Raw genomic sequence first — 11,709 nt, 5'->3', positions numbered from 1 at the left:
TGAACGCCCACCGCGCCGGCACCGTCAAGGGCCTGACCGCCGAGGTCGGCAGCTCCATCTCCTCCGGCGCGGTCATCTGCGAGATCAAGGACTGACGACCCGACCGCGACACCCGTGGCACCACCGGGGCCCTGCGAAGCCGTACGCGGCCGAGCGGGGCCCCTGCCGTTTCCGCTCGGCCGCGCGGGCAGGCCCCGGGCATCGTTCCGGGTGTGCGCCTCGTGGCGGGGCCGCCGGGCTCGCGGTGGCATCCTGGACCCCGGGGCCGAGATCGGGAGGACCGCGCGATGACGACCAGTACGGCACGGACGCCGGTCCGGCCCATGCGCGCCGACGCGCGCCGGAACCACGACCGGCTGCTGTGCGAGGCCCGTGCCGCCTTCGCGGAGCACGGCACCGACGCGCCGCTGGAGGAGATCGCGCGGCGCGCGGGCGTGGGCATCGGCACGCTGTACCGGCACTTCCCGAACCGGCACGCGCTGATGAACGCCGTCTTCCAGGAGGCCCTGACCTCCCTGATCGCCCGTTCCCACGAACTCGCCGGGGTCGAACAGCCCTGCCGGGGCCTGGTGGAGTGGCTGCGCGCGATCATCACTCACGCGGGTGAGTACCGAGGGGTCGCCCAGGCGCTCATGTCCACGTCGCGGGACAAGAATTCGGCGCTCTCGCAGTGCAACGTGCCGCTGCGCGAGGCGGGCGCGACGCTGCTGGCGCGGGCGCGGGCGAGCGGGGCCGTGCGGCCGGACGTGTCGATCGACGACCTGATGCAGCTGACGAACGCGATCGCCCTGGCCGCCGAGCAGTCGCCGGACGACCCGGAGTTGGCGGACCGGCTGCTGACGCTGACCCTCCAGGGGCTGAAGGGGCCGAACGCGGAAGGGAGTTGACCCCGGCCGTTCGGCACAGCGGCCGCACACGGCCCCGCCGCGTGCGGCACACCGCATGCCGTGCGCCGCATGCCGTCGCCCCGTGGACGACGCCGCACCGGCCGATGGCCCCTCGGCCGGTGCGGCTATCGGCGGCGCAGGTCCGCGACTCTCGCCCGGTCCCCCTGGCCCTGGTCCGCCAGCACCGCCGCGCTCCGCAGTTGCTGCGGGCTCGGCCCCGAGGTGGTGCCGCCGCCCCCGTGCGTACGGCGCTGACCGGGCAGCGGCATGTCCCGGCGGGGCTGCCGTCCGTGCGGGAGGGGCTCGGACGGGGCCGGGCCGTTCCCGGCCCCGGCCACGGCGATCTGCACCCCCTGGTCCGCCAGCGCCTGCAGCTCGGTCGCGGCACGGTCGTCGTGGCCGGGGGGCTCGTCCGTCACGAGGCGGGTGATGAGGTCCGTCGGCACCGTCTGGAACATGGTGTCGGAGCCGAGCTTCGTGTGGTCCGCCAGGACCACCACCTCGGCGGCGGCCTGCACCAGGGCCCGGTCCACGCTCGCCGAGAGCATGTTGGACGTGGAGAGGCCGCGCTCCGCGGTGAGTCCGCTCCCGGACAGGAACGCGCGCGAGACCCGCAGCCCCTGGAGGGACTGCTCGGCGCCGCTGCCCACCAGGGCGTAGTTGGAACCGCGCAGCGTGCCGCCGGTCATCACCACCTCCACCCGGTTGGCGTGGGCCAACGCCTGGGCGACCAGCAGCGAGTTGGTGACGACGGTCAGCCCCGGGACCCGCGCGAGCCGACGGGCCAGCTCCTGCGTGGTCGTGCCGGCTCCGACGACGATGGCCTCGCCCTCCTCCACGAGACCGGCGGCCAGATCGGCGATGGCCGTCTTCTCCGCGGTGGCGAGATGGGATTTCTGCGGAAAGCCGGACTCCCGCGTGAAACCGCCCGGCAAGACCGCACCGCCGTGCCGACGGTCGAGGAGTCCTTCTGCCTCCAGTGCCCGCACGTCCCGCCGTACGGTCACTTCGGAGGTCTGGACGACGCGGGCGAGCTCACGGAGCGATACCGCCCCGTTGGCGCGCACCATTTCGAGGATCAATTGACGACGTTCTGCAGCGAACACGAAACTGACAGTAACGTGACCACCCGAGCGTTTTCAGCAGTTTGCGCCGATTAACGGAAGTTGCGCACACGCGTGACCGTCAAGTGGTATAGAAGGCCCCGTTGTTGTCCCGTACTGATCGAACGGCGCCCCCCGGAGCCCCCGGGGTGCCGGGAGTTGCCGGGGAACGACCGGTCGGGAAGTCCCTCGTCGACCGGGGTGTCACGCCTCGCCGGCGCGCTTGCGGGTGTGCAGCTGCCTGGCCACTTCCGCGATCGAACCCGACAGGGACGGGTAGACCGTGAAGGCGTTCGCGATCTGTTCCACCGTCAGGTTGTTGTCGACCGCGATCGAGATGGGGTGGATCAGTTCGCTCGCCCGGGGCGCGACGACACAGCCGCCGACCACGATGCCGGTGCCGGGGCGGCAGAAGATCTTGACGAAGCCGTCGCGGATGCCCTGCATCTTGGCGCGGGGGTTGCGCAGCAGCGGCAGCTTGACGACCCGGGCGTCGATCTTGCCGGCGTCGACGTCGGCCTGGGTGTAGCCGACGGTGGCGATCTCGGGGTCGGTGAAGACGTTCGAGGAGACCGTCTTCAGGTCCAGCGGGGCCACCGCGTCGCCGAGGAAGTGGTACATCGCGATCCGGCCCTGCATGGCGGCGACCGAGGCGAGGGCGAAGATCCCGGTGACGTCACCGGCCGCGTAGACGCCGGGCGCGCTGGTGCGGGAGACCTTGTCGGTCCAGATGTGGCCGGACTCCTTGAGCCGGACCCCGGCCTCCTCCAGGCCCATGCCCGCGCTGTTCGGGATCGCGCCGACCGCCATGAGGCAGTGCGAGCCGGAGATGACCCGGCCGTCGGCGAGGGTGACCTCGACCCGGTCGCCCACGCGCTTGGCGGCCTGGGCCCGGGAGCGGGCCATGACGTTCATGCCGCGGCGCCGGAAGACGTCCTCCAGCACGGCGGCGGCGTCCGGGTCCTCGCCGGGCAGCACCCGGTCGCGGGACGAGACGAGCGTGACGCGCGAGCCGAGCGCCTGGTAGGCGCCCGCGAACTCGGCGCCCGTCACGCCGGAGCCGACCACGATGAGCTCCTCGGGCAGCTCGTCGAGGTCGTAGACCTGGGTCCAGTTCAGGATGCGCTCGCCGTCGGGGAGGGCGTCCGGGATCTCCCGGGGGTGGCCGCCGGTCGCGATCAGCACGGCGTCGGCGGTGAGCCGCTCCTCCGTGCCGTCCGCGGCGGTCACGACGACCGTGCGGGAGCCGTCGGCGGCCTGGAGGCCCTCCAGCCGGCCGCGCCCGCGCATCACCCGGGCGCCGGCCCGGGTGACCGAGGCGGTGATGTCGTGGGACTGGGCGAGCGCCAGGCGCTTCACACGCCGGTTGACCTTGCCCAGGTCGACGCCGACCACGCGGGCCGCCTGCTCGATGTGCGGGGTGTCGTCCGCGACGATGATGCCCAGCTCCTCGTACGAGGAGTCGAAGGTGGTCATCACCTCCGCCGTCGCGATCAGGGTCTTCGAGGGCACGCAGTCGGTGAGCACGGACGCGCCGCCGAGGCCGTCGCAGTCGACGACGGTCACCTCCGCGCCGAGCTGGGCGCCCACCAATGCCGCCTCGTACCCGCCGGGTCCGCCGCCGATGATCACGATCCGGGTCACGAAAAGTCCGCCTCGCGTGTGTGATCCCGCGGCCGTCTGCTGCCCCGGCCGGGGGTCCGGGGGGTGGCCCCGGGGAATGCAGTACGTACTTCATTGTCCCGCACGCGCCAAGGTGCTTCGCCCCGGGGCCCTCCATACGGGCGCCGGGGCGCGCCCGGCCGGGCCGGGCGCCGGTGGGCGGGCCCGGCCCGGAGGGCGCGTGCGCCGGGCGCGCGCGGTGGGCCGGCCGCGGGGAGGCGGCCCCCTCGGGGGATCTTCCGCCCGGTATCGACGTTCCCCCCGTCCCCTCCCGTACCCTCGATGCCATGTCGCTCTACGCCGCGTACGCCGGCAACCTCGACGCGCGGCTGATGACGCGCCGCGCACCGCATTCCCCGCTGCGCGGTACCGGCTGGCTCAACGGCTGGCGGCTGACCTTCGGCGGGGAGCAGATGGGCTGGGAGGGCGCGCTCGCCACGGTGGTGGAGGCCCCCCGCTCCCAGGTCTTCGTGGCGCTGTACGACCTGGCGGCGATGGACGAGGACTCCATGGACCGGTGGGAGGGCGTCGGCCTGGACATCTACCGGCGGATGCGGGTGCGCGTGCACACCCTGGACGGCGAGGAGCCGGCCTGGATGTACGTGCTGAACGGATACGAGGGCGGGCTGCCGTCCGCCCGCTACCTCGGCGAGATCGCCGACGCCGCGGAGTCCGCGGGCGCACCGCACGACTATGTGATGGAACTGCGCAAGCGCCCCTGCTGACCCCCGGACCAGCGCATTTGTATGAACGTACGAAGGAACGCGTGCGCACTCCACGCATGGGCATCTACGCGCGTAGGGAATCACCGGCTACCCTCATCCGCGTGAACGCATCAGTTATTCCGGACAACATCCAGGGCGAGCCGCACGCCGCCGCTGCCGACGCCGCCGCCCGCCTGCGCGAGCTGACCGGTGCCGAGACCCACGACGTCGCGCTCGTGATGGGTTCCGGCTGGGCGCCCGCCGGCGACGCGCTCGGCGTCCCGGAGGCCGAGTTCCCGGTGACCGAGCTGCCCGGTTTCCCGGCGCCCGCCGTGCAGGGGCACGGCGGCACGATCCGCTCGTACCGGATCGGTGAGAAGCGGGTGCTGGTCTTCCTCGGCCGCACGCACTTCTACGAGGGCCGGGGCGTCGCCGCCGTGGCGCACGGGGTCCGCACCGCCGTCGCCGCGGGGTGCCGGACCGTCGTCCTGACGAACGGCTGCGGCGGTCTGCGCGAGGGCATGCGCCCCGGTCAGCCGGTGCTGATCAGCGACCACATCAACCTGACCGCCGCCTCCCCGATCGTCGGCGCCAACTTCGTCGACCTGACCGACCTGTACTCGCCGCGGCTGCGCGCGCTGTGCAAGGAGGTCGACGACACCCTCGAAGAGGGTGTGTACGTGCAGTTCCCCGGCCCGCACTACGAGACGCCCGCCGAGATCAACATGGTCCGGGTCATGGGCGGCGACCTGGTCGGCATGTCCACCGTGCTGGAGGCCATCGCCGCGCGCGAGGCCGGTGCCGAGGTGCTGGGCATCTCGCTGGTCACGAACCTGGCGGCGGGGCTGAGCGGCGAGCCGCTCAACCACGAGGAGGTGCTCCAGGCCGGGCGGGACTCCGCGACCCGGATGGGCGCGCTGCTGGCCCGGGTCCTCGAACGCATCTGAGACATCCGCCGGGCGGCCGTGCCCGGTCGGGGCCACCCGGCGGACTCCGGGACCGGTCGCGGCCGGTCCGCGCCCCATCCACGAAGCAGACCGCAGAAAGGCGGACGCCGTGCAGCAGGACCTCATCGAGCGGGCCAGGACGTGGCTCGCGGAGGACCCCGACCCCGAGACCCGTGACGAACTCGCCGCGCTCCTCGAATCCGGGTCCGCCGCGAGTGCGGACGAACTCGCCGCACGGTTCGCCGGCACGCTGCAGTTCGGCACGGCCGGGCTCCGCGGCGAACTGGGCGCCGGGCCGATGCGGATGAACCGCGCCGTCGTCATCCGCGCCGCGGCCGGCCTCGCCGCGTACCTGAAGGCGCGGGGAGAGAACGGCGGGCTCGTCGTCATCGGCTACGACGCCCGCTACAAGTCCGCCGACTTCGCCCGGGACACCGCGGCCGTGATGACCGGCGCGGGCCTGCGCGCGGCGGTCCTGCCCCGCCCGCTGCCCACCCCCGTGCTCGCGTACGCCATAAGGCACCTGGGCGCCGTGGCCGGTGTCGAGGTGACCGCCAGCCACAACCCGCCGCGCGACAACGGCTACAAGGTCTACCTCGGCGACGGTTCGCAGATCGTCCCGCCCGCGGACGGCGAGATCGCCGCCGAGATCGCCGCGGTCGGCCCGCTCGACGGCGTGGCCCGCCCCGACGACGGCTGGGAGACCCTCGGCGAGGAGGTGCTGGACGCCTATCTGGCCCGTACGGACGCCGTGCTCGCCGCCGGATCGCCGCGCACCGCCCGCGTCGTGTACACGGCGATGCACGGAGTCGGTGCGTCCGTGCTGACGGCGGCCTTCGAGCGGGCGGGCTTCCCCGCCCCGGTGCTCGTCGCCGAACAGGCCGAGCCCGACCCGGCGTTCCCCACCGTCGCGTTCCCCAACCCGGAGGAGCCCGGCGCGATGGACCTCGCCTTCGCGACCGCCCGCCGCGAGAACCCCGACATCGTCATCGCCAACGACCCGGACGCCGACCGCTGCGCCGTCGCCGTCCCGGACCCCGCGGCCGGCGGCGGCTGGCGGATGCTGCGCGGCGACGAGGTCGGCGCGCTGCTCGCCGCGCACCTGGTGGACCGCGGCGCGAGCGGGGTGTTCGCCGAGTCGATCGTGTCGTCCTCGCTGCTCGGCCGGATCGCCGCGAAGGCGGGCCTCGGCCACGAGGAGACGCTGACCGGCTTCAAGTGGATCGCCCGCGTGGAGGGGCTGCGCTACGGGTACGAGGAGGCGCTCGGCTACTGCGTCGACCCGGAGGGAGTGCGCGACAAGGACGGCATCACGGCCGCGCTCCTGGTCGCCGAACTGGCCTCCGGGCTCAAGGAGCGGGGGCGCACCCTCCTCGACCTCCTCGACGACCTGGCGGTCGCGCACGGGCTGCACGCCACCGACCAGTTGTCGGTCCGGGTGGAGGACCTGTCGGTCATCGCGGACGCCATGCGCCGGCTGCGCGAGCAGCCGCCGACCGCGCTCGCCGGGCTGCCCGTCGTCTCGGCCGAGGACCTCTCGCGGGGCAGCGGGCAGCTGCCGCCCACCGACGGGCTGCGCTACCGGCTGGAGGGCGCCCGGGTGATCGTCCGCCCGAGCGGCACCGAGCCGAAGCTCAAGTGCTACCTGGAGGTCGTGGTGCCGGTCGCTTCGGCGGACGAGCTGCCGGCGGCCCGGGAGAAGGGCGCGGAGCTCCTCGCCGGAATCAAGCGCGACCTGGCGGCCGCGGCCGGGATCTGAGCACGAGGCGACGCGCCACCGGGGCGGCCCGACGGGAGTCGGGACCGCCCCGGTGGCGCGTTTCCGTCCGTACGGGGGCCGTACGGGCGTCCGTGCGGGTTACTTGATGCCGAGCAGCTGCTCCAGCGGGTCGATGCCGAAGTAGACGAGGAAGAGCGCCGCGGTGCCCCAGAGCAGCCAGTGCACCTCGCGGGCCTTGCCCAGGCACGCCTTGATGATCACGTACGAGACGAAGCCCGCGCCGATGCCGTTGGTGATGGAGTACGTGAGCGGCATGACGGCGATGGTCAGGAAGGCGGGGACGGCGAGCTCGTAGCGGTCCCAGTCGATGTGCTTGACCTGAGTCATCATCAGGAACCCGACCGCGACGAGGGCGGGGGACGCGGCCTGGAGGGGCACGATCGTCAGGACCGGGGTGAAGAAGAGGGCGAGGGCGAACAGACCGCCGGTGACCAGGTTGGCGAAACCGGTGCGCGCACCCTCACCGACGCCCGCCGCGGACTCGATGTAGGTGGTGGCGGACGAGGCGGAGGCGGCACCGCCCGCGACGGCGGCCGCACCGTCGATGAGCAGGACCCGGCCCAGGCCGGGGACCTGGCCGCGCTCGTCGAGCAGGCCCGCCTCGGCGGTGACGCCGACGATGGTGCCCATCGTGTCGAAGAAGTCCGACAGGATGAGGGTGAAGATCAGCAGGATGACGGTCAGCACGCTGACCTGGCCGAACGAGCCGAACAGGTCGAAGTTGCCCAGGAGCCCGAAGTCGGGGGCGGCGATGGGCTTGTCGGGCAGCGCGGGCTCGGTCAGACCCCAGGTCTTGACGTCGGCGACCGCGTCGATGATGACGGAGAGGACGGTCATCAGGACGATGCTGATGAGGATGGCGCCCTTCACCTTGCGGGCCAGGAGGACGATCGTCACCAGCACGCCGAGGCAGAAGACCAGCATGGGCCAGCCGGTCAGGGTGCCCGTGCCGAGCTGAACGGGCACGGTGGTGTTCGCGGCGTCCGGGACGCGGGTGACGAACCCGGAGTCCACGAAGCCGATGAAGGCGATGAACAGACCGATGCCGACGCTGATGGCCTGCTTGAGCGGCTGCGGGATGGCGTGCATGACGGCCTCGCGCAGACCGGTCATCACCAGGACGCAGATCAGCAGACCTTCGAGCACGATGAGGCCCATCGCGTCGTCCCAGCTCATCAGAGGAGCAATCTGGAACGCGACGACGGCATTCAGGCCCAGACCCGCGGCCAGGGCGAGCGGCAGGTTACCCGCCACACCCATGATCACGGTCATCACCGCAGCAACTAGTGTTGTGGCAGTGGCCAGTTGGGCGGCATCCAGTTGTTCGCCGAACTTGTCCTCGGTACTGCCGAGAATGATCGGGTTGAGCACGAGAATGTACGCCATGGTGAAAAATGTGGCGAGCCCGCCGCGTATTTCACGCCCGTACGTCGAACCACGTTCACTTATTCGGAAGAACCGGTCGAGCGGGCCGCCCGATGCGGCTGCCGGCTCGCGCACCGGCTCTGTCGCGCTGGTCTTCATGACTGCTGTCTCCTGGACCTGCTGGGGAGGGGGAAAAAGGGGGAAAAATCGCAACGACGCCGGGAGCGTGTGGCAGTCGGCGGTGCGAACACACATGCGGCGTCTTGCGAGCGGATCATACGCGGCGACTATTCGACCTCAAGCTGTTTGCAGCTTTCTCCAGTTGACTCGCCCACACGCCCCGTGCCCGTTCCTGCAAAAAACCGGGCGACCTGTCCCACAAAAATAGGAAGAAAGCGAAAGCACCCTCTGGAATTGACCAGGGGTAAGTCTTTAGTCTCGGCCCGTGCATCCACCGCTCCCCTTCAACGCGCGCGCCGCCCGCATCCTGCGCGAGAAACTCGGGATGGCACCCGGTCACGTCGCCTACGGCATGCGCGCCTCATACGGAATGACCCACATAACCCCCGACCACATCACCGCATGGGAACGCGGCACCGCTCTGCCGGCCGACGGCGAAGTCGCCGCCCTGGCCGCCGCCCTGTGGTGCACCCCCGGCGAACTCATGGGCACCCCCCACACCTTGCGCGAGCACCGGCTGGCCCGCGGACTCGCCGCCGAGGACGTCGCCCGCGCCACCGGTCTTCCCCTGGACGCCTACCGCCACATGGAGGAGACGGGCGTCTGGACCGGCGACAAGCGGCACTCCGCCGAACTCGGCACCCTCTTCAACCTCCCGCCGCGGGACTTCATCGCCATCACCGGCCGTGAGGGGGAGCTCGCCCAACTCCTCACCGAGGCCGTCTCCACCCGCTGGCAGGCCCACATCCGCCCCATCGCCCGCCTCGTCTCCGCGGACCGCCGCAGCCTCCAGGACCCCCTGCGCACCATGCATCAGGAGTACCAGGGCCTCATGGCGGCCACGCTCAGCCGGGCCGGCGGCGCCAGCGCCTCCGGCGAGGACGGACGGCGCTACATCGAGGGCATCGTCGACCGCTTCTGGTCCCTGGTCCCGGAGTCCTAGACCGTGCACGGCGGCTGCCGTCCGGCATGACGACCGGGCGGCACCCGCCGCACACGGTCCGCCCCTCCGGCCCTCCACCTTCCCCCCACCCCCTTTCCCCCCACCGCCCTGAAAGGCGCATGCCCACATGATTGGGTAGACTGGTCTACCCAATTAAGGAAGGGGCAGTCATGACCGAGGCCGGGACCACCGGGAAGCGGCCGGTGAAGCGACGCCAGGGGCCGGCACGGGGGCGCATCCTCGAAGCCGCCGCGCGCCGGTTCTACGCCGACGGCGTCGCGGCGACGGGGATCGACACGATCACCGCCGAGGCCGGCGTGGCGAAGATGAGCCTCTACAACAACTTCGACTCCAAGGCCGACCTCGTCACCGCCTACCTCGGGGCCCGGCACGAGGAGTGGCTCGGCCTCTACCGACGGCGGCTGGCCGACACCGGGACCCCCCGGGACGCCGTACTGGCCGTCTTCGACGCCTACGCCGACCACGCCGGCCTCGCCTACGAGCACGGCTTCCGCGGCTGCGGCCTGCTCAACGCCGCCGCCGAACTGCCCACCGGGCACGAGGGCCGGGCCGTGGTGCGCCGGCACAAGGAGGAGGTCGAGGGCCTGCTCGTCACCCACCTCCGGGAGCTGCTGTCCGACCGGGACGAGAAGGCCCAGGACGAGAAGGCCCGGGACGAGAAGGCCGAGAACGAGAACGCCCGGGACGAGAACGCCGAGGGCGCGAAGACCCCGACCGGGCGAGCCCTGGACGAGGAAGCCCGGGCCGGGGACGCGCTCGACGAGAAGGTCCGGGATGCGGCCGAGCACCTGGCGTTCCTGCTCGAAGGGGCCATCGTGCGGGCGGGCCTGGAGGGCGACGGCACCCGCATGCGGCGCGCCCGCGCCATGGCGGCGTCCCTGGTGGACGGGCTGTGACCCGCCCGGCCCACGGGCACGCCGCCGGGGCGGGCGCGGGCGTGTTCGCCGTGCTGCTCGCCTCGGTGCTCTGGGGCACCACGGGCACCGCCGCGACCCTGGCGCCACAGGTGGGGCCACTGGCCATCGGCGCGGCGGCGATGGGCGCGGGCGGACTGCTCCAGGCCCTGCTGGCCGGGCGCCGCATCGTGCGGGACCGCGCGGCGCTGGCGGCCCGGTGGCGGACGGTGCTCCTCGGCGGGGCGGGCGTGGCCCTGTACCCGCTGGCGTTCTACACCTCGATGCGGCTGGCCGGGGTCGCGGTGGGGACGGTCGTCTCCATCGGCTCGGCCCCGCTGGCGTCCGCCCTGCTGGAGCGGGTCGCCGACCGGCGGAGCCTGTCCCGGCGCTGGACGGCCGGTGCCGCGCTGGGCCTGACCGGCACCGTGCTGCTGTGCGCGGCCGAGGCCGCGCGGGCCGGTGCGGGAAGCGGTACGGGCTCCGCCGGGCGGACCGTCGTCGGCGTCGCGCTCGGGCTGGTCGCGGGCGCGACGTACGCCGTGTACGCGTGGGCGGCGCACCGCCTCATCACACGCGGCATCGCCTCGCGCGCGGCCATGGGCGCGGTGTTCGGGCTGGGCGGGCTGATGCTCGTACCGGTCCTGCTGGCCACCGGCGCACCACTGCTCGCCTCCTGGACGAACGCGGGCGTCGGCATCTACATGGCGCTGGTGCCGATGTTCACCGGGTACGTCCTGTTCGGCTTCGGCCTGTCCCGCGTCCCGGTCAGCACCGCGACGACCCTGTCCCTGCTGGAGCCCGCCGTGGCCGCCGTGCTCGCGGTCCTGGTCGTGGGCGAGCACCTGCCCGCGCTCGGCTGGGTCGGGATCGCGCTCGTCATCGCCTGTCTCGGCGTCCTGACCACCCCCTCCCGCCCCCTGCGCCGCCCGCGTGCGGGACGGCGGACCGGCCCGCGCCCACCGGAACCGGCCCCGGTCCCGTCCCCCGGCCGCGGGCGCCGCGTACCGCGAGAGCGATTCTGAGGAGTGCGGTCACGGCTCCGGCGGCCACCGCGGTCCAGAGGGAGACGGCGACGTCGGGCACCCAGTCCGCGAGCTGCCCCGGGCCCATCCGGTCCGCGACCGGGGCCAGGGCGATCAGGGGCGCCCCGCCCGCGAGGCACCAGAGCACGGTCGAAACGGTGCGGCGCGGCGCGGGAGCCGGGCGGCGGCGCAGGAGCAG

General features: G+C 72.9%; 10 protein-coding genes. 7 read left to right on the top strand and 3 right to left on the bottom strand.

Annotated elements, in window-relative coordinates:
- The first annotated feature begins 287 nt into the window (after positions 1 to 287).
- Positions 288 to 887 carry a TetR/AcrR family transcriptional regulator gene (locus tag ABZZ04_RS13925; protein ID WP_356932413.1) on the top strand — a complete coding sequence of 200 codons (600 nt, stop codon included), beginning with the start codon at positions 288 to 290 and terminating at the stop codon, positions 885 to 887.
- A gap of 125 nt (positions 888 to 1,012) precedes the next feature.
- Here ABZZ04_RS13925 and ABZZ04_RS13920 read toward each other — a convergent pair whose 3' ends face one another.
- Both ABZZ04_RS13920 and ABZZ04_RS13915 read right to left on the bottom strand, forming a co-directional pair.
- Complete coding sequence (locus tag ABZZ04_RS13920; RefSeq protein ID WP_356932412.1) at positions 1,013 to 1,993, bottom strand: DeoR/GlpR family DNA-binding transcription regulator; 981 nt, start codon at positions 1,991 to 1,993, stop codon at positions 1,013 to 1,015.
- Between the two features lie 201 nt (positions 1,994 to 2,194).
- On the bottom strand, positions 2,195 to 3,634 hold the full coding sequence (locus tag ABZZ04_RS13915; protein WP_351833837.1) for an NAD(P)H-quinone dehydrogenase: 1,440 nt from the start codon (positions 3,632 to 3,634) through the stop codon (positions 2,195 to 2,197).
- Between the two features lie 305 nt (positions 3,635 to 3,939).
- On the opposite strand from ABZZ04_RS13915, the gene ABZZ04_RS13910 reads away from it, so the two are divergent.
- The 3 genes from ABZZ04_RS13910 (at position 3,940) to ABZZ04_RS13900 (ending at position 7,062) form a co-directional block, all read left to right on the top strand.
- Positions 3,940 to 4,377: a gamma-glutamylcyclotransferase gene (locus ABZZ04_RS13910; protein WP_148838869.1), complete on the top strand. Its 438-nt coding sequence runs from the start codon at positions 3,940 to 3,942 to the stop codon at positions 4,375 to 4,377.
- Positions 4,378 to 4,478: 101 nt separating this feature from the next.
- On the top strand, positions 4,479 to 5,303 hold the full coding sequence (locus tag ABZZ04_RS13905) for a purine-nucleoside phosphorylase (RefSeq protein ID WP_356932411.1): 825 nt from the start codon (positions 4,479 to 4,481) through the stop codon (positions 5,301 to 5,303).
- A gap of 109 nt (positions 5,304 to 5,412) precedes the next feature.
- Complete coding sequence (locus tag ABZZ04_RS13900) at positions 5,413 to 7,062, top strand: phospho-sugar mutase (protein WP_356932410.1); 1,650 nt, start codon at positions 5,413 to 5,415, stop codon at positions 7,060 to 7,062.
- 99 nt (positions 7,063 to 7,161) lie between these two features.
- Here the strand turns inward: ABZZ04_RS13900 and ABZZ04_RS13895 are convergent, their stop codons facing one another.
- Complete coding sequence (locus ABZZ04_RS13895; RefSeq protein ID WP_356932409.1) at positions 7,162 to 8,607, bottom strand: NCS2 family permease; 1,446 nt, start codon at positions 8,605 to 8,607, stop codon at positions 7,162 to 7,164.
- A gap of 286 nt (positions 8,608 to 8,893) precedes the next feature.
- Between ABZZ04_RS13895 and ABZZ04_RS13890 the strand changes: the two genes are divergently transcribed.
- The 3 genes from ABZZ04_RS13890 to ABZZ04_RS13880 all read left to right on the top strand — a co-directional run bounded on the left by ABZZ04_RS13890 (position 8,894) and on the right by ABZZ04_RS13880 (position 11,510).
- Positions 8,894 to 9,571 (top strand): helix-turn-helix transcriptional regulator, encoded by a 678-nt coding sequence (locus tag ABZZ04_RS13890; protein WP_148838865.1) that lies wholly within the window; start codon positions 8,894 to 8,896, stop codon positions 9,569 to 9,571.
- Between the two features lie 170 nt (positions 9,572 to 9,741).
- Complete coding sequence (locus ABZZ04_RS13885) at positions 9,742 to 10,488, top strand: TetR/AcrR family transcriptional regulator (RefSeq protein ID WP_356932408.1); 747 nt, start codon at positions 9,742 to 9,744, stop codon at positions 10,486 to 10,488.
- Positions 10,485 to 11,510 (top strand): EamA family transporter, encoded by a 1,026-nt coding sequence (locus tag ABZZ04_RS13880; protein ID WP_356932407.1) that lies wholly within the window; start codon positions 10,485 to 10,487, stop codon positions 11,508 to 11,510. Before ABZZ04_RS13885 ends, ABZZ04_RS13880 begins: the two co-directional genes overlap by 4 nt.
- The last annotated feature ends 199 nt before the right edge of the window (positions 11,511 to 11,709 follow it).

It is taken from the genome of Streptomyces sp. NPDC006435 (assembly GCF_040612315.1).
Lineage (GTDB): Bacteria > Actinomycetota > Actinomycetes > Streptomycetales > Streptomycetaceae > Streptomyces.
Note: the sequence above shows the minus strand (reverse complement) of the source record. Positions and strands in the feature narration are given on the sequence as shown.